Here is an 18590-nt window from a genome sequence, read left to right on the forward strand (position 1 = left end):
TAAGATAGTGTTATTTTTAACTGTACAACTCCTCCCGAATCTTAACCAACATTGAAATCACTTTTTCCTGATTCGGTTGATCGGGTATTGAGGAACGTTGATAAGCTGTTTCTATTTCTTCAATCAAACTACCTGCCAAAGTCAGCAAATCATCATATTCCATTTCGCCGGCTTTGATAGCTAACAACTCTTCTCTGTTTTTCACACGAATATCCAACGTGCCATCACCAAGAATCTGTTTTGCTGATTGCAGTAAACGAATCGTATGCATCATGTTTTTACTGTCGTAATTCTTGCCGTGTTGCAGATTGGTTTCATAACGGTCGTTGTTGCGTTTTTCAATCCAATCCCAATATTCCGTATATTCTTTACAATAAGTGGAATAAGCTTCTTTATTACAAAAAAGATAAGCAATAATCCGTTCTCCTTTTGGAATGGAAGAAACCGAAACGTCGTTGGAAAGGTCATTTTTAATCACACCTCGATAACCCAATACCGCAGCCTTATCATAAAAAACGGCATACATATCTTTGATATGCGACAATTTAGACAACCCGATTTGAGCGATGTTATAGTGCTGCTGAATCACCCATTTGGAAAATGGAATGGACCCGGCATCGGAATTGATTTCTGATTGATTTTCTTTTGCGATATCCCGCACGGACAGGTCGCGTACGGACAGGTCGTGTACGGACAGGTCGCGACCTGTCCCCCCCAAAGCCGGCAACACATAACAAAAATCCAACAAACCCTTCCGTTCCTTCTCCATCGGATTCACAATCTTCTTCTTCAAACCCCTCGCCTTTTTAATCTGCGTCATCGCATACCCCGCAAAACTATCTTTACACAATTTGGAAAGAAAATCTTCCAATTTTAGATGTTCCATTAGCGGATGTCTAAATAAAACACAATCTTCCGGTGTAGCCAATAGTTCTAAGATATTGGGATTATTTTTAAGTAACAATTCTATAAAACGACCCAGTTCATAATACACCTCATCATTGGTTTCATTACTGATTTGTGGCACATAATACAACCCATAAAATTGTTCTTTCGGCAAATAAAACACGCCTTTGATATCCGTGTCGGACGTTGGTGTGTCTAACCCAAACGACTTACTGCCCGAAATGACTTCGAAAAGGAGGAGGTTCTGGGATTTTAGGTCTTTGATGGTCATTGGTGAAATTGTTCCGTAATATAAAAAACGGTATCGATAAAAAATAAATTCCCTTGAGAAGTTAATACGTTTTCATCGTGTAAATCTTCTAGAATAATTCCTAATTCCGGATGGTAGTAATCGTTGTTTCTGGTATTCACAAAACCATTTGAATTTAAAAAACTTGTTACATTATTTAAGTCTGTATCGCTATCAGAAGCAACGAATCGTTGCTCTACAACAGCATATAAAGCTTCTTCTTGCTCATAAAAACCAATTAATTGATAAGCAGTATCGGGAAAAAAGAAATTGTTTAGCAATAAATTATTAAAATAATCCGTCCAGGTTTCTTAATAAATACTATCGTTAAGCTTAATTACCTTATGTTTATTGTAAAGATAAACTTTTTGCTCTGCTCCCGACGATACAAATGCATTGATATTTATTGCTGTAATCCAAAAACTGTTTTTAGTACAAAACTGTTTTATGAGCGTTGCTTCTTCACTTTTGATTTGCTTGCTTGACGCAATCGTTCCGCTTGAGCTCTTGCCTCTTCTAAGGTAACGGGAGATTGTTTGGATAGTATCTCCATACCTAACTTGGCTCTCTCCTGAAAGGATATGTTGTAGTTCATACTTCATGAAATTGATGATACAAATATATAGATTTTCTTTTTATAATTTGCTTAATGACTTACTGCCCGAAATGACTTCGAAAAGGAGGAGGTTTTGGGATTTTAGGTGGTGGATGGTCATCGAATTACTTTCTTTCGATTAATATATTAATCAAAAAGATTTAAACATTTCCAATCTTTATTAGGATCTTCTGAAATTATATGTGCTAATTGAGTTGAATCAAAAATCATGATTTTATTTTTAAAAGCAAAATCCTTAGCTGGTTGAGTAAAACCATTATGACTAAATACAATTAAGTAAAATGCATTATGTCTAATATCTACATAATCTAATTCATCAAAGGTTTTATTTACAGTAAATCTAGGATTGAATGGATCAATCATAATTTCCTTTAGTAAAATTTCTTTAGCTGTTAGTTTCATTATGTTTAGTTTAGTTTTAATAGTATTTCATCATTCCTCTAAAAACCCCATCCAACTCCTCACTCATCTTCTTCCCACTTCCCAAACCACTCGCGTTTTCCTGATTAAACTGCACCGTTTCCATCAAAAAATCAGTAATTAACACCTCTTTAGGGTGCAAATAGTTTTCGTCTTGGTTGGCTTTTATAGTCATCAGTTCTTTTACTTTTTCTTGTATGGCAAGCGGTGCAATGGGTAACAATTCCAAAAAATCTACTGGAGGAAAACTGTTATTTTCAATAATCCATTTACCGGCTAAAGCGGTTCGCAAAGCATAGAAATAACTTTTGAGTTTTACTTCTTCGGCTTGGCAAACGTCCATAAAATTCTTGGTCGTACCCAAGTAATGGTGCAAACACGCAATGGGTGAAAAACAATCTTTTGCTAAGGCTCGCATCTGGTTCACAAATACTTCATTTTCAAAATACACCACAGGCGAATACAACCACTCTAGCAAAGGTGCGTTGGATTTGGCTAACAATTTTACGGATTTCCGTAAATCCCATCCCGAACCGTCTAAATCTTCTTCGGTCATAAACTCAATCACATCCGGTTGCTCCCAAAGCGATAAATAATAATCTAAATCATGCTTATAAATAAACCGTATATCATAATCACTATCCGGCGAAGCAAATCCCCACGCACGACTCCCCGACTCTACGGCATACAAAACCTCTACACCTTTGGTGCGTTCGATTTCTTTTAATTTTTCTAGTATTTTATCTTTCATAACCTTAAACCCAAATTTAACAAAAAACCAACCACAAAATCAACATAACCCATTGACTTTATGGTTGATTTATTAACAACTGATAACTGACAACAGACAACTGAAAACAGACAACCGTCCTAATCCTCCCTACTCCCATCATCCGCCATCCGTACCAACTTAGGTGTAAACTTCGCCACTACATCCACCAATTCCTGTTGGGCAGCCATCACTTGATGAATGTCTTTGTAGGCCATTGGGGCTTCGTCTAGACCGGCACCAATTAAGGTAACGCCGTGGTCTTTCAATATCGTTTTCATGTCAGTTTTGGTAATGGTTTTTTCAGCCTGAGTTCTACTCATTTGTCGTCCCGCTCCATGTGAAGCGGAGTTAATCGCTTGCTCCTCGCCTTTTCCTCGTACCAAAAATCCGGGTGCCGTCATACTGCCGGGAATAATGCCCATCACGCCTTTTCCGGCCGGTGTTGCTCCTTTTCGGTGCACGATGACTTCTTCGCCGTTCCAAACTTCTTTCCACGCAAAGTTGTGGTGGTTTTCCACTTTGGCCAAAACAGTGGCTCCTAAAGCGTTGGCAATTTTGTCGTGAATCACTTCGTGACAAGCCGACGCATAATCACCGGCTAAGTTCATCGCCAACCAATATTCTTGTCCCAATTGCGAGTGTAAATCCAAATAGGCTAAGTTTTTGGCCACTTCGGGTAACTTGCAAACGTCTTTGGCCAGTTTGGTATAATGGCCCGCAATCGTAGCTCCAAAACCTCTGGAACCGGAATGGGTTAACAACGCCACATACGTTCCTTTCGGGATGTTTAGCACCGCATCGTCTTGAGCAAATTCTAAAATACCGAATTCCACAAAGTGGTTTCCGCCACCCGACGAACCCAATTGCGACCATGCTTTGTCTTTCAAATTCTTGATAAACGGATTGGTTTCAAAATCTTTGCTTTCCAACACAGCATGATCGGTTTTATACTGTCCGTGAAAACCGTGACCGGCTCCAAATTTAGTATGGGCAACCAATTCGCGTTTGAATGTAGCTTCGTTTTCAAAATAGAAATCTGCTGCAATATCATATACAGACAACGCCATTCTACAACCAATATCCACACCCACTCCATACGGTATAATGGCATTTTTGGTAGCCAAAACCCCGCCAATGGGCAAACCATAGCCTTGGTGAGCATCGGGCATCAAAGCTCCGGCAACGGTGACAGGCAACTGCATGGCAATTTCCATTTGTTTGATGGCACCTTGTTCAATGTGTTCCGCTCCGTAAGAGGCATAGGCTGACGGATTAGGATTTAACGGAATAAAATCTTCCGGCTTTTCATTGCTTTTTTCGATGATGGCAGTGGCTAATTTGCCAAAGACCTTGTCATCCAAATAGTTTTCTGGTTGAGCTAAAACGGCGGCATAATGCGTCATCATTTCGGCACGGTTGTATCCGGTTCTTTTTTTATTGATGCGTAGAGCAATGCCCATGATCGATCCTTGTTCGTAGCCCAAGGCTAATAAATCGTTTCCGTTAATTGGTGTGTTCATGTTTTCTTTCCTTTTGTGAACCCGACTGTCGTCCGTTGCAACAGCCGGGTTGATTTTCTGTTACAAAGATTTGTGATGTAGTACGCAATTATTTTGCGTAGTAAAATATTTTCTCTAAATAAACCAAAAAATTCTATATTTACCTCTTAACTTATTGCTTTATTAGATGCATTTTACACCGGATATTTTTCAAGCCTTTCAAACAAAATTAAAAGTAGGAAACCGAAGAACCATTCACTTGAATGCGATTCCGGGAAATTCGAGATATAAATTCGATGTAGCACGGTTGGCCACCATTCACAAAAGCTTACCCGAACATTTTATTTTGGATTTACTAACGTTGCGGAACGTGAATTTCAAATTTTCCATTCACGATAAACCCAAAACAGCTAGCGAACCTGAACTAAAAGAAAATGGAATATACCTAAACGATTACGGCGATAATAAACCAAAACCCGAGGTTAAAAATACCGACATGGATAATGAGGAAGTGGAACGCCTCATCAACTTACAAAAAATGGCTTCCGGCTTAGAGAATTTGATTTTTCAAAACGAAGTAATTCAGTCCGAAAAAGGATTGAATTCATTAGGCTTTGGTTTTCCGCTCTTGATAAGAAGGGATATGCACGACGGACAAATTTCGGTGGCTCCTATTCTGATTTGGTCTGTTAAAATCAAACCTTCACCGGAAATGAATACTTGGGAAGTAAGCCGAACCGAAGAAGATCCAATCTACCTGAATGAAGTATTAATCAATCATTTGCAAACAGATTCGGGTGTTTTTTTAGAACCCATTCCGGCTGAAATGCTTGAAGATGGCAAAATTGACAAACCGGAATTGCAAGCCATTTGCCAATCAATTTTACAGCAATTACACGTAAATCAGGACTTGGACTTTATTCTGAATAACTACGAAGCTATTTTACCCATAAAAAACAAAGCGGCCTACGAAAAACTGCTACCTAAAAAAGGGGATGCAATTATTGAAAAATGCGGACTCTTTTCGTTGTTTGAAGTGCAAAAGCAAAATATCATCAACGATTATGGCGATTTAATTGCGAATTTTAAAGCCGAGGAAAAAGCAACTTTAGAAAAATCATTTCAATCAATCACAGCTATTGAAACTGACCCGTCACAACAAGGCATTTTGGAATCGCTGAAAACCAATTCCAAAATTGTAATTCAAGGACCACCCGGAACAGGTAAAAGTCAAACGTTGACGGCTTTGCTCATCAATGCCTTGGAAAACAAGCAAAAAACCATTGTCGTTTGTGAAAAACAAACTGCTTTGGAAGTCCTGCAAACTGCGATGCAAAATCATAAATTGGACAGGTATTGTGTGATGATTAAAGACAGCGTTTCCGATAGAAAAAATGTGGTGGATGCGGTGCGAAATGTGGTGGATAACACCAAATTTAAAGAAGCAACTCAAGTGTATCCGCAAAGTGTTTTGCAGGAACAATTGGATAGTATTCATTTATCTAAAAATGAAATTAACGGCGTACATCACAAGTTGAATGAACAACTCATTAACAATCAAAACTGGTCGGAAATCATTGGACAATTGTTAGATAGCATTACGTTAAAAGAAGACGTCAACCTACAAGCATTGCCGTTTGCTTTTGATTCGGAAGAATGGTTGCGACTCACGGAAATGATTGAACAAGGGCAGCCCTTGTATGACAAATTCAAACCGTATAGCGAAAACTTGTTTTATAATGCTCATAAAATCATCGAAACCGATCCGTTTAATAGCCAACTTCGTTTGAATGAATCGTTTCAGCAATACCAAACAGACTGGAATGAAATCAATCAAATAATAAAAAATTACGAAGCCTTTTATTATACCAAAAGGAAAGAAGAATTTACACTGCAACTGGAAGAACTTCAAAAAAGCCGTAACGAAATGTTTGTGCTAACCGCCACGTTGAGCGAACAAAGCGACGAGTTCAATCTAGCTAAAACCAATGGTTTTTTCTACAAAGTGGGCTCGTGGTTTTCAGCTTCCAAAAAAACGGTGTTGCAACATCAGGAAACCTTGAGAGAATTGGGTAAGCAAATCAAAACCATAAGTTTACACCCAAATTTTTATCCGATAGAAATCACCGCTGATTTGTGGAAAAATCTGTTGGAATGTAAAAAATATGAGGAAAAAATAGAACTGGCAAAGCAAACGTTTTCCGAAAAAATGGAAAATGATTTCAAGCAGACCGACTTGCTCAACTTCTTTGAACGCAAGTACCAAAACGCCGATTTAGAGCAAATTGTTTCCAAAACCAAGAAGTTAAAACAGTTGCTTCAGTATGATAATTGGTTGCATCAATTGGAAGTGGGAACTACTTTTACACAATTTAATGAAAGTATAACGGCTGTTTTAAGGCAGCAGGAAACGTATAAAATGCATCCGGACAATCCGTTTCTGATAGCTTATAATTGGCATGCATTTCACCAATCGTTAACTAATTTTCAAAAGCAAGTACTCACACATCTGTATCCTGTCGAACATTGGAAAGATTCCTTTTTGTTTGCTTATTTGAATCTGCTTTTAAAAAACAATTCGAACAACGCACTCAATTTCAGTGAAGAACATTACAATGCGATGGCAAAGAAATTAGTTTATTTTTCTAGTACGCAAAAAAATTACATTGAAAGTTATTGGAAAAACGAACAATTGAAAGCGGCCGTTCATTTTGAAAAAGAAAACAAAGAAATTACGGTGGCCAATTTATATAACAAACGAAAAAGCGTTAAATTCAATCGACTAACCTTGCGACAAATTGTAAACAAAGATACTGATTTGTTTACATCATTTTTTCCCGTTCTGTTTACCACGCCCGATGTGTGCTGCAACTTATTTCAAGGGAAAAATTTCTATTTTGACAATGTGGTGTTTGACGAAGCCAGTCAGCTAAAATTAGAAGACAATTTACCGGCTTTGCTGAAAGGGAAAAACATTATTATTGCTGGGGACGAACACCAAATGCCGCCTTCCAATTACTTTAGTAAAGTGTTTGACGGTTCGTTTGAAGACGAAGACGACTTAGTGGAAGAAGAGATAATCACGCAGAAGAATTCGTTGTTAAACATAGAATCACTATTGGATTTTGCACTGGAATATAAGTTTGATAAAAACCATTTGGATTTTCATTACCGTTCAAGACACCCCTATTTGATTGACTTTTCCAATCATGCTTTTTATGATGCTCGATTAAAACCCCTACCCGCTTTGAACAATCAGAAACCCATTGAGTTCTTTGAAGTGAACGGCATTTTTCACGAACATATTAACGAAGAAGAAGCGGATAAAATCGTAGAAATTTTAGAGCAAATTCAACCGAATGCTGATGGCAAATATCCTTCCGTTGGAATCGCAACGTTTAATATTACACAACGAAATTACATCAAGCGACAAATAGCCTACAAACAAAGTTTGGAGGAAAATAGTGATTTCAGAATAAAAATGACCCACTTGGAAGCAGCCGGAATGTTTATTAAAAACTTAGAAAACATTCAAGGTGATGAGCGGGATATTATCATTATTTCTACAACCTACGGCAGAAAAAAGGACGGTAAATTTATTCAGAGTTTCGGACCTATAAACCATTCCAAAGGCTATAAATTATTAAATGTGATTATAACCCGTGCCAAAGAAAAAATATACATCTGTAATTCCATTCCGGCGGAAATGTACAATAACTACAAAGAGGTGTTAAAGCAAGAAGGAAGTAACAATCGTAGAGCAGTTTTTTACGCTTATTTGGCGTATTGCAAAGCCATTAGTGATGAAAATGAAAGCAAAAGAAAAGAAATTTTATATGATTTAGATCAATTCAGTAATAAACAAACCGTTTCTGAAAACGATTTAAAAAACAAGTTCAAAGAGCAAGTCTACAAGCAATTAAAAAACAGTATGCCGGAAATCGAAATTTTCGCCAATCATCCGTTTGGAGGCTATAATTTAGATATGCTCATTAAAACCCAAAACGGAAAAAACATTGCCGTAGAATGTCTAAGTAAAGAGGAATATAGCGGCGAATTGGCTTATCTGGAAGACATTCACAAAGAAAAAATCCTAAGAAAAGCCGGCTTTGACTACCAACGTATTTGGAGTCAACACTGGTGGCAAAACCCCGAAAGAGAAACCCTAAAGTGGAAGGAAAAAGTCCTCAAAGAGTAAACCAAAAACAGATAACCGAAAACAGAAAACCGAAAACAGACAACAGAAAACAGACAACAGACAACCTCCTCCCATGTCCCAAAACAAAAACGCCCTCATCCGCTACAAAACCATCGATAAATGTTTGCAAAACACCTATCGCCAATGGACCTTAGACGATTTAATAAACGCCTGTAGTGATGCCTTGTATGAGTACGAAGGCAAAGAAAATCCGGTGAGCAAACGCACGATTCAAATGGATATTCAGATAATGCGAAGTGAAAAATTGGGGTATAACGCACCAATTGAAGTCTATGATAAAAAGTATTACCAGTATGCGGAAGAAGGATTTACAATTACGGATATACCTTTAACCGAAACGGATATTAATGTGTTGACTGAAACCGTCTCGATGTTGAAACAATTCAAAGATTTTTCACTTTTTAATGATGTTTCGGATATCGTTCAGCGATTGGAAGACAAAATATATGCAGAAAAATCACATACACAACCCGTCATCCATTTAGATAAAAACGAAAGTTTGAAGGGTTTGCATTTTTTAGATGAAATCTACCAAGCGATTATTAAAAAAATAGTGTTAGTAATCACCTATAAATCATTCAAATCAAGAGATGAAAACCAATTTCATTTCCATCCGTTTATATTGAAAGAATTCAACAACCGTTGGTTTGTAGTGGGCAAAAAAAGAGCCAATAACCCCGTTTCTAATCTGGCACTGGACCGAATTATCAAAATTGATTACGATTTTCAAATGCCCTTTTTAGACTATCATTTTGAAGCTGATAAATACTATAAAAACGTAATTGGTGTGACAGTAAATGAAGGACTGCAACCTCGCGTAATCCAACTTTGGATCGACCAAATTAATGCACCCTATGTAATTACAAAACCACTTCACCAATCGCAACGAATCCTCCAACAAAATGAGGACGGTAGCATCATCATCAACCTCTTTCTAATTGAAAACTACGAAATGGACCGCCTACTCCTAGGTTTCGGCGACGGGCTCGAAGTCCTAAAACCGGAACGCTTGCGAAATCGATTGATTGCCATACATGAGAGAGCGGTGCAGCGATATAAAAAAGAAATAGGTAAATGATAATACACACGAAACCTAACCAATCCACGTTATCAACCACATACAATCCTACCAACTAGCTAAACCAAACTATGCGATTCCTACAACCTGTACTTATGGCGTTGCTTCTTTTTACTGCTAGAGGAACCGCACAAGATTTCAATCCAAAAACCATTGCTTTATCGGAACAGCCGGATGCTACGGAGTTTTCTTTTTTGAAAGAAGAATTAAAAGAGGTACAAGTAGTGATGCTGGGAGAAATTACACATTTTGACGGGAATGTTTTTGAAATGAAAACCAAGTTGGCGGCTTATTTAATTGCAGAAATGGGCTACACTACCCTAGCTTTTGAATCGGGTATTTATGATGTTTGGCATGCTCAGAAAAAAATAGACCAAGGCGAGCCTGTAAAAGCATCGCTACAAGAAGCACTCTTTGGTGTTTGGGGAAAAGCAAAAGAATTTGAAAGTTGTCTGACACTTTTGGAAAACAACAAGCATATCAAAATTATTGGTTTTGACAATCAGATTACGGGAACCTACGGTAGCGAAAACCTTGCTCGTGACTTATATGCTTATTGTAATGCTCACCAACTTAAACTAAAATTGAAACAAGATGATTTTAGTTTGTTGCTGGAATCGATGACGCAATCCGGACTATTTGATGAAGGTGATATTTCGTTTTTGCAGTATAATGAAAGTTTGACACAATTACTCACACAACTATCCAAATTAAAACCTAATGAAGATAATGCCTATTGGAAACAAATTGTGAAAGGATTGATTGTCTTAGGAAAAGATACGATGGAAAGGGATTTAATTTTATCTTCATTTACTACTACTGCTGCTGATAATGTACGTGACGCACAAATGGCCGAAAATCTGTTAGCCTATATCAAAAGACATCCCAACGAAAAAATCATCTGTTGGGGAGCAAACCAACATTTTGCCAATAGTATGTCGTCCATAAAAACGCCTGTGCTAAAAGATTTTATTCCGATGGGATCGTACATGAAGAAAGTACTGAAAAATAAAATGTACAGTTTGGCTGCGGTTACTGCGGAAGAGGCTATTTTTTTACAAAACAAATGGAATCAAACGCCAATCCAACCGAACTCGTTTGAATCGTTTTTAAAGAGTAAAAAAACGGCTCATCTGTTTGTATCGTCTAACCAACCCGAAATGGCAAAAGTACAGTTCAATCGGTTGTTTAGTCCTATTACTTTTGTTGAGGCCAAGCTCAGCGAATTGCATGACGGGTATTTGTTTTTCAACCAAGCCATCCCAACTACGTTTGGTAATGATGGTAATGAAAAATTACCACCAAGTACCGAATTAACAAAACAAGAAGTGGAGGCATCCAAACCAATAGTGCCCACCAGCTTAAAGGAAGTGATTGTGTATGGGAGTCGAACGCCTTATCAAATTTTTAAAAAAGCGATTGAGCGACAAAAGACCAATTATCCCGATAGCCCTTTTCAGTCGAAATTATATTCGCATATAGTGACCACAATCAAGGATACAGTTGTTTTAGACTTTGAATGCATTGCCAATCAATACGATTTGGGTTACGTAAGTCATAGCAACCGAAGCACAAAAGCATTGAAAGAAATCCGATGGAATTACCAATCGGTTTTCGTTCCCAAAAGCTTGCGGGAATACCACGGATTGATGTACAACAGTCCGATTCAGTATACCCCTTTATTAAAAAACAACAAATTTAAAAAGTTTGATTTGGTACTAGACGAAGTAATAAGTTGGAACGGTGAAGAAGTCTATGTTATTCATTTTTCCTCAACCAGAAATCATTCCACCTATACAAAACGTGTATTCTTAAGCAACTATTCCGGCTATTTATACGTTAACAAAAGTGACTTTGCTGTAGTGCGACTTTATGAAAACTGGGAAGTAACAGAATTTCCTGAATCCCTTCAGGAAGGTTATCCGTTGACCGGAGAATATACCCACTATTTGAAGAAAGTCTACACCAATGAAGCAACATTGACGGATTTTAAGAAAATTAACGGCAACTATTATTTAGCTCATGCCATTAATACGGTAAAAGGGCAATTAAAATCACAAACAGATGTTTCGATCCCTTTTGAAACAAAGGTCACAAGTTATTGGTCCGATTTTACTTTTGATGCAAAAAAAATAACAAACAAAGCAGAACAGCATTTGTTTGAAAAGGTGCGTTATGACGCTGATTTTTGGTCGTTGTTTCGACTGCCGGAATAGAGGTATAAAGGCTATTTGAACAGAAAATTTACGGATGAATTAGTGAGGTAAAAAATGCTACTCTTGTAACCAATAATAGGACTAAAATAAGATGTAAATCTAGTTACAAAATCAAGTTAAATAGACAAACCTTAAGACGATACACGTACAGTTTGCACCGTAATCATTGTCACATTTTTCCACGCAATCAGATATCTTGGGACCAGGCCTAGTGTACAACTCATGCACGGACAACCCGCATAAGGACAGATGTTGTACGGACAGGTCGCGACCTGTCCTATATCTCCTTTGCAAAGGATCTCCCCTTCCTTCCGGAGCCCTCAAAGTCCTAAATCCCGTACGACTTCGCACTCGCTTGAAAAACAGTCTCGAAAAAGCAACCTCTAAATTTGCAGAAAAAGCAACTGGAGCAGCAACCCCAACAACAACCAACCCCGATCCTTTAACAACCACAAAATCCCCATCACGCTCCTCAAAAGCCTGAACCTCCAAAAGGTAAATCAAACTACCCTTTGTGCTTTTTACACTAGGTAATGGCAAAGACAAAGGAAAGGGTAAACTCGGCTCTAGATGCCACGCACCGGAATGCAATGTTCCAGTCAACTCCTCCCAATCATAATCCAACACATGCACCCGAAAACCAAAACACGACAATTCGTTTGGTGCATGCAAGGCATCCAATTGCAAAGCGTTTTGCGTTACAGTAGCACGCACACGAAAAGGCGAACCGGGAATAAAACAATAACCGATAAAATGTTGCTTGCCTTCCTCCTGCTCCAAAGCAGTTTGCAACAACCTGCCCCCACGAGCATGTATCGTATCATAATTCAACACCGAACGCATGTGCTTATTGAAATTGTTAACTACCGCTAAATTATCATCCTTCGGCAAAAGGGACTGCAAAGCAACGCGTATGCCTTTACATGATTTTGATACCAAACCAAACTCACTGTAATTTTTTCGACAGTTTTCATACTTCGGATCATGCAAAACACCCTCAGAAGTAAAACCTGTCTTCTCACGAACAATAATTCCATCAATAGATTTATAAACAACATAATCATCCCCAATTCGCTTGGGTAATTTGCCTTTGTAAGATTGTACAATAGCCATTTTCTTAGTTGTTGCTTAGTTATTTGGTTACTTATTCGTTTGCTTTTTCCAAAATTAATAAAAATTTCAAAGTGCCCACCGATTTATTTTACCGTTAAAAAAAGAGGTGTCTTGTAGTAAAACGTATCAAAGCCATAGCAAAGCCATAGTAAAGCCATAGTAAAGCCCACCTTGTGGTACCCCCTAAGAAAGGAATCCGTTACTAAAATAAATGAAGAATCAACCTAATTAAGCTATTAAAACGAAGCTTTTCTGCTAATAAGCCAGCAACTCCAACAACTCTTTCTCAAACCTACCTTTGCCCAAATATTGATCTTCCAATGCTTTAACAAAGGGTATTGGTGATTCTAAACTACCCACTCTTCGCACCGGACCGTCTAAATATTCAAAACAGTTTTCCATTATCATGGCAGAAATATCGCTGGCAATGCCGCCAAAAAGCGTGTCTTCTTGCAAAATAATGCATTTGTTGGTTTTCTTTACTGAAGTATAAATAGCTTCGGTATCTAAAGGTTGTAAGGTTCGTAAATCCAATACATCCGCACTAATTTCAGGATGCTTGGCTAACGTTTCCAAAGCCCAATGAACACCGGCACCAAAGGAAATGATGGTGACTTGTGTACCTTCTTTCAATAAAGCCGCTTTTCCAAACGGAATGGTATAATAATCAGTCGGAACGTCTTGATAAATACTTCGGTACAATTGCTTGTGCTCAAAAAACAGCACCGGATTCGGGTCGTTAATTGCTGTATTCAATAAACCTTTCACGTCATACGGAAACGCAGGATAGACTACTTTCAATCCCGGGGTTTTAGTAAACCAAGCTTCATTGGTTTGCGAGTGAAACGGTCCGGCTTGCGTACCACCACCACAAGGCATTCGAACCACCACATCGGCTTTTTCATTCCAACGGTAATGTTGCTTAGCTAATAAATTCACAATTGGATTAAACCCCGTAGAAACGAAATCGGCAAATTGCATCTCCACAATGGCTTTATGTCCGTTAATCGATAATCCCATTCCCGCAGAAACAACGGCACTTTCGCAGATAGGCGTATTGCGAACACGCTCTTTTCCAAAAAGGTTTACAAAACCATCGGTCACTTTAAAGGCTCCTCCGTATTCTGCAATATCCTGACCCATAATCACTAAGTTTGGATGACGTTCCATGGATTGTTTTAAGCTTTGTGTAATGGCATCAATCACACGAATATTTTCTGTCACTGATGAATGTGTAAACGCTTCAAAGTCATATGGTTTGTAAACATCATTTAACTCTTCACTTAAATCAGCTGTAAAATCCGGTTCGTCAAAAACCAAACGAATATGTTCGTCCATTTCTTGTTTGAATGACGTCCTAATAGCTTCATCTTGCTCATTAGTCAGCAAGCCAACCTCTTTCAAATAGCCTCGGTAATTTTCTATAGGATCTTTTTGTGCCCACTCCTCCATCAACTCTTGAGGCACATATTTGGTACCACTCGCCTCTTCGTGACCACGCATTCTAAACGTTAAAAACTCTAACAAAACCGGTCTCGGATTTTCACGCAATGAAGCCTTCAAATCAGCTACTTTGGTGAACACATCCAAAATATTATTACCGTCAATGATATGACTTTCCATGCCGTAACCAATGCCTTTATCTGCCAAATTTGCACAGCGGTATTGTTCGTTCGTAGGGGTTGAAAGTCCATACCCATTATTCTCAATGACAAACAAAACAGGCAAATCCCAAACAGCGGCAATGTTTAATGCTTCGTGAAAATCACCTTCGCTGGTGGCTCCTTCTCCGGTGAAAACCGCAGTAACTTTACCGTTTTTTTGGAGTTTATTAGCTAAGGCAATACCGTCTGCCACTCCCAATTGCGGACCCAAGTGCGAGATCATTCCGACGATTTTATAGTCTTGCGTTCCAAAGTGAAATGAACGGTCACGACCTTTGGTAAAACCGCTTTTCTTTCCCTGCCATTGAGCAAAAAGACGTTGCAGCGGAATGTCTCTTGTAGTGAAAACACCTAAATTACGATGCATCGGTAAAATGTATTCATCTTTTTCCAATGCTGAAGTAATTCCCACCGATATGGCTTCTTGACCAATTCCTGAAAACCACTTGGAAATCTTACCCTGACGAAGTAAGATGAGCATTTTTTCTTCAATTAAACGGGGTTTCAGTAGACGAGTATATAAATCAAGAAGAGTCGTGTCGGAAAGATTTTTTCTATCGAAAATCATAGTTTGGGTGTTTTAAAACGCTTCAAAAGTACAAAAAATAACAAATTCCAACCGTTGTGTGATACTTTTTTATAAAACGTTTTCGTGACTGTTAATAACTTTCAATTTTGCAGTTTGAAATATTTGTATACATTTGTATTTACAAGCATTCAACTCACTTTGAGTTATTAACAAATAATAATTTAGTATGCAAAAAATTCCTAGTGTTGACTTGCGTGATTTCCTATCGGATGACCCGATACGCAAACAAAAATTTGTAAATGAAATCGGAAAAGCTTATTCAGATATAGGGTTTGTTGCCCTGAAAGGTCACTTTTTAGATGACCGTTTGGTAGACGAATTGTACAGCGAAGTGCGTAATTTCTTCTCGCTTCCTGTAGAAACAAAATCCAAGTATGAAATTCCCGGAATTGGTGGCCAAAGAGGTTATGTTTCTTTTGGTAAAGAACACGCCAAAGGACGTTCAGCAGGTGATTTAAAAGAGTTTTGGCACTTTGGTCAATACGTAAGTAAAGATTCAAAATATGCCGGAGAATATCCGGATAATGTAGAAGTGACAGAATTACCTAAGTTTAATGAAGTAGGGAAAGAAGCCTACCAAATGCTTGAAAAAACAGGAGTTTATGTGTTGAGAGCTTTGGCTTTGTATTTAGGTTTAGATGAATTTTATTTTGACAACTACATCAAAGACGGTAACAGTATTTTACGACCCATTCATTACCCACCCATTACCGACGAACCAAAAGACGCGGTGCGAGCTGCAGCTCATGGTGACATCAACCTGATTACCTTATTAATGGGAGCTCAAGGAAAAGGTTTACAAGTGCAAAACCACAACGGTGATTGGATTGATGCCATGGCTGAACCGGACGAATTAATGATTAATGTGGGTGATATGTTGTCGCGTCATACCAATAACAAATTAAAATCAACCATCCATCAAGTAGTGAATCCACCGAGAGAATTATGGGGCACTTCCCGTTTTTCAATTCCTTTCTTTATGCACCCCGTAAGCGATATGCGTTTGGATGTGCTGGAAGATTGCATTGATGAAAACAATCCAAAATTATACGAAGACATTTCAGCAGGAGAGTTCTTGCACGAACGTTTGGTTGATTTGGGATTGATTAAGAAGTAAATTTTATTAACTCATATAGGAAAGACATTGAGTTTTGGCTTGATGTCTTTTTTAATTTATGAAGGTTCTGAGGTACTTAGGAGCTAAGGCACTAAGGTCTAATAGAAGACAATCAAAAACCTCAGTACCTCAGTAACTTAGTAACTTAGAACCTGTAGAATGAACGACCTAAACGAACAACTCAAAAAACTCTTCCCCGACCATCAACCTTCCAACGAACCGGAACAAGTTGAGGAAACACCCCACGAATTATTCGTTCAAAAAGAACCGATGATTTGTAAATACGAAAAACGAAAAGGCAAACCCACCACAATTATTTCAGGCTATGAAGGAGCCGATGAAGACTTTAAAATCTTAGCCAAAGAAATAAAGAGTAAATTTGCCGTTGGCGGAAGTTTCAAAGACGGTGAAATCATCATTCAAGGTGATTACCGTGATAAAATAATGAAATTTCTCCAAGAAAAAGGATTTAAAACCAAACGTGTAGGAGGATGATTTTTTGTTTCAATTCACAGTTTACAAGCTATTTTGAATTCACCTTAGAACCTTAGTTCCTCAGCACCTTAGCACCAAAAAAAAATGATACCATCATCCGAATTAATACTCAACCCCGACGGCAGTGTTTATCACTTAAATTTACTACCGGAACACATTGCTCACGACATTATTTTTGTGGGTGATCAAAATCGGGTAGAAAAAATCACCAAACATTTCGATTCTATTGAATTTTCTACACAAAAGAGAGAATTCAAAACACAAACCGGAATGTATAAAGGCAAACGAATGTCAGTGATGTCCACCGGAATTGGTCCGGATAATATCGATATTGTAATGAACGAACTCGATGCGTTAGTGAATATCGATTTAAAAACTAGAACCATAAAAGAAAATCTAACTTCGTTAAACATTGTTCGAATTGGAACTTCCGGTTCGTTACAAGCCGATATTCCTGTGGATAGTTTTGTGATGAGTTCGTATGGTTTGGGATTAGACAACATGCTTCGCTCCTATTTAATTGATGCTGTTTCCGAAAAAGACATTGAAGATGCGTTTATCAATCAAACGAACTGGGATTTACGAAAAGGTCGTCCGTATGTAATTAAAGGAAGTGATGTTTTAATCAAAAAATTTGAAAGCAACCAAATTCACAAAGGTTTCACCGGAACGGCAGGCGGATTTTATGGTCCACAAGGACGCGTTTTACGTTTAGGTATACAAGATGCCGACTTAAATACTAAAATGGATTCTTTCAATTACAACGGCATTCAAATGACCAACTTAGAAATGGAAACCGGAGCTATTTATGGTTTAGGAAAACTGCTAGGACATGAATGTTTATCGTTGAATGCGATTATTGCTAACCGAGCAAATGGAAGGTTTAGTGAAGATCCATACAAAGCGGTTGATGCGTTGATTGAATATGCGTTGGATAAATTAGCACAAAATGAGTAATAAATTAAGAACACGGATTTAAAAAATTAGAGAAATTTTTAAAATTATTTCAATTTCTTAAATCTGTGTTCAAAAAAGTAATATGAATCTAACCCTCGAAACCAAACGCCTCCTCCTTCGACCGCTTGAATTAAGCGATGCTGAAGTTTTTTTTGCGATGGATAGTAATCCGAATGTTCACAAATACCTTTGGCAAAAACCTAATCAGGATATTAGCGAAACGATTAAGACTATTGAATACGTTCAACAGCAATATCGAGAAAACAAAATTGGTCGTTTTGCTACAATTCTAAAAGAAACCGGCGAATTCATTGGTTGGACAGGAATTAAATTCGTAAACGACCACGAAGAAAACGGTAACAAGAATTTCTATGATTACGGTTATCGTTTAAATGAGAAATTTTGGAACAAAGGGTATGCTACAGAAGCCTCCATTGCTTGGTTAGACTATGGTTTTAATCAAATGAATATTGAAAAAATGCACGCTTACACCCATGGTGAAAACGGAGCATCCAATCACGTTTTACAAAAAGTTGGGTTTAATTTTATGGAAGATTATCCGGATAAGGAGGGCGTGTTTTGGAAATGGTGGATGATGGAAAATCTGTTGTCTGGTCTTTAAGTCTGTTAAATATCTTAA

Annotated in this window: 14 protein-coding genes and 1 pseudogene; 7 read left to right on the top strand and 8 right to left on the bottom strand. The window is 37.9% G+C overall.

Translation table 11 applies throughout. The features are described from left to right. Positions 1–16: 16 nt before the first annotated feature. From IEV15_RS10895 to IEV15_RS10915, 6 genes and pseudogenes are all read right to left on the bottom strand, one after another. Positions 17–1177, bottom strand: coding sequence for a DNA polymerase beta superfamily protein (locus tag IEV15_RS10895; protein WP_188362560.1), 1161 nt, complete (start codon positions 1175–1177; stop codon positions 17–19). Next, positions 1174–1686, bottom strand: a pseudogene (locus tag IEV15_RS10900) (putative polyvalent protein kinase domain-containing protein). Before IEV15_RS10900 ends, IEV15_RS10895 begins: the two are co-directional and overlap by 4 nt. Continuing rightward, complete coding sequence (locus IEV15_RS14635) at positions 1641–1790, bottom strand: hypothetical protein (protein ID WP_229734147.1); 150 nt, start codon at positions 1788–1790, stop codon at positions 1641–1643. The pseudogene IEV15_RS10900 and the gene IEV15_RS14635 overlap by 46 nt, the downstream one beginning before the upstream one ends. 147 nt (positions 1791–1937) lie before the next feature. After that, positions 1938–2213: a hypothetical protein gene (locus tag IEV15_RS10905; protein ID WP_188362561.1), complete on the bottom strand. Its 276-nt coding sequence runs from the start codon at positions 2211–2213 to the stop codon at positions 1938–1940. A gap of 16 nt (positions 2214–2229) precedes the next feature. Continuing rightward, positions 2230–2982 (bottom strand): nucleotidyltransferase domain-containing protein, encoded by a 753-nt coding sequence (locus IEV15_RS10910; RefSeq protein WP_188362562.1) that lies wholly within the window; start codon positions 2980–2982, stop codon positions 2230–2232. A 119-nt stretch (positions 2983–3101) separates the two neighbouring features. After that, the gene (locus IEV15_RS10915; RefSeq protein WP_188362563.1) at positions 3102–4523 is read right to left on the bottom strand and encodes an RtcB family protein; all 1422 of its coding nucleotides are present in this window, start codon (positions 4521–4523) and stop codon (positions 3102–3104) included. A 166-nt stretch (positions 4524–4689) separates the two neighbouring features. Here IEV15_RS10915 and IEV15_RS10920 point away from each other — a divergent pair, with 166 nt between their 5' ends. The 3 genes from IEV15_RS10920 (at position 4690) to IEV15_RS10930 (ending at position 12015) form a co-directional block, all read left to right on the top strand. Further along, positions 4690–8700, top strand: a complete 4011-nt coding sequence (locus tag IEV15_RS10920) for an AAA domain-containing protein (protein ID WP_188362564.1) — start codon at positions 4690–4692, stop codon at positions 8698–8700. Positions 8701–8773: 73 nt separating this feature from the next. Further along, positions 8774–9799: a helix-turn-helix transcriptional regulator gene (locus IEV15_RS10925; protein ID WP_188362565.1), complete on the top strand. Its 1026-nt coding sequence runs from the start codon at positions 8774–8776 to the stop codon at positions 9797–9799. Positions 9800–9870: 71 nt separating this feature from the next. After that, entirely contained in the window at positions 9871–12015 is a 2145-nt protein-coding gene (locus tag IEV15_RS10930) for an erythromycin esterase family protein (RefSeq protein ID WP_188362566.1), read from the top strand. Positions 12016–12126: 111 nt separating this feature from the next. Here IEV15_RS10930 and IEV15_RS10935 read toward each other — a convergent pair whose 3' ends face one another. Beyond that, on the bottom strand, positions 12127–13128 hold the full coding sequence (locus IEV15_RS10935) for a hypothetical protein (RefSeq protein ID WP_188362567.1): 1002 nt from the start codon (positions 13126–13128) through the stop codon (positions 12127–12129). A 255-nt stretch (positions 13129–13383) separates the two neighbouring features. Continuing rightward, positions 13384–15360 (bottom strand): alpha-ketoacid dehydrogenase subunit alpha/beta, encoded by a 1977-nt coding sequence (locus tag IEV15_RS10940; protein ID WP_188362568.1) that lies wholly within the window; start codon positions 15358–15360, stop codon positions 13384–13386. A gap of 187 nt (positions 15361–15547) precedes the next feature. Between IEV15_RS10940 and IEV15_RS10945 the strand changes: the two genes are divergently transcribed. The 4 genes from IEV15_RS10945 to IEV15_RS10960 all read left to right on the top strand — a co-directional run bounded on the left by IEV15_RS10945 (position 15548) and on the right by IEV15_RS10960 (position 18572). Beyond that, positions 15548–16498 (top strand): isopenicillin N synthase family dioxygenase, encoded by a 951-nt coding sequence (locus IEV15_RS10945; RefSeq protein WP_188362569.1) that lies wholly within the window; start codon positions 15548–15550, stop codon positions 16496–16498. 159 nt (positions 16499–16657) lie between these two features. After that, positions 16658–16993 (top strand): translation initiation factor, encoded by a 336-nt coding sequence (locus IEV15_RS10950; RefSeq protein ID WP_188362570.1) that lies wholly within the window; start codon positions 16658–16660, stop codon positions 16991–16993. Between the two features lie 84 nt (positions 16994–17077). Next, complete coding sequence (locus tag IEV15_RS10955) at positions 17078–17950, top strand: nucleoside phosphorylase (RefSeq protein ID WP_188362571.1); 873 nt, start codon at positions 17078–17080, stop codon at positions 17948–17950. 82 nt (positions 17951–18032) lie between these two features. Next, entirely contained in the window at positions 18033–18572 is a 540-nt protein-coding gene (locus IEV15_RS10960) for a GNAT family N-acetyltransferase (protein WP_188362572.1), read from the top strand. The last annotated feature ends 18 nt before the right edge of the window (positions 18573–18590 follow it).

This window comes from Flavobacterium orientale (assembly GCF_014638005.1).
Lineage (GTDB): Bacteria > Bacteroidota > Bacteroidia > Flavobacteriales > Flavobacteriaceae > Flavobacterium > Flavobacterium orientale.

Coding starts and splice junctions, on each gene's coding strand:
- IEV15_RS10895 (WP_188362560.1), bottom strand. CDS start 1,177: ATGACCATCAAAGACCTAAAATCCCAGAACCTCCTCCTTTTCGAAGTC.
- IEV15_RS14635 (WP_229734147.1), bottom strand. CDS start 1,790: ATGAACTACAACATATCCTTTCAGGAGAGAGCCAAGTTAGGTATGGAG.
- IEV15_RS10905 (WP_188362561.1), bottom strand. CDS start 2,213: ATGAAACTAACAGCTAAAGAAATTTTACTAAAGGAAATTATGATTGAT.
- IEV15_RS10910 (WP_188362562.1), bottom strand. CDS start 2,982: ATGAAAGATAAAATACTAGAAAAATTAAAAGAAATCGAACGCACCAAA.
- IEV15_RS10915 (WP_188362563.1), bottom strand. CDS start 4,523: ATGAACACACCAATTAACGGAAACGATTTATTAGCCTTGGGCTACGAA.
- IEV15_RS10920 (WP_188362564.1), top strand. CDS start 4,690: ATGCATTTTACACCGGATATTTTTCAAGCCTTTCAAACAAAATTAAAA.
- IEV15_RS10925 (WP_188362565.1), top strand. CDS start 8,774: ATGTCCCAAAACAAAAACGCCCTCATCCGCTACAAAACCATCGATAAA.
- IEV15_RS10930 (WP_188362566.1), top strand. CDS start 9,871: ATGCGATTCCTACAACCTGTACTTATGGCGTTGCTTCTTTTTACTGCT.
- IEV15_RS10935 (WP_188362567.1), bottom strand. CDS start 13,128: ATGGCTATTGTACAATCTTACAAAGGCAAATTACCCAAGCGAATTGGG.
- IEV15_RS10940 (WP_188362568.1), bottom strand. CDS start 15,360: ATGATTTTCGATAGAAAAAATCTTTCCGACACGACTCTTCTTGATTTA.
- IEV15_RS10945 (WP_188362569.1), top strand. CDS start 15,548: ATGCAAAAAATTCCTAGTGTTGACTTGCGTGATTTCCTATCGGATGAC.
- IEV15_RS10950 (WP_188362570.1), top strand. CDS start 16,658: ATGAACGACCTAAACGAACAACTCAAAAAACTCTTCCCCGACCATCAA.
- IEV15_RS10955 (WP_188362571.1), top strand. CDS start 17,078: ATGATACCATCATCCGAATTAATACTCAACCCCGACGGCAGTGTTTAT.
- IEV15_RS10960 (WP_188362572.1), top strand. CDS start 18,033: ATGAATCTAACCCTCGAAACCAAACGCCTCCTCCTTCGACCGCTTGAA.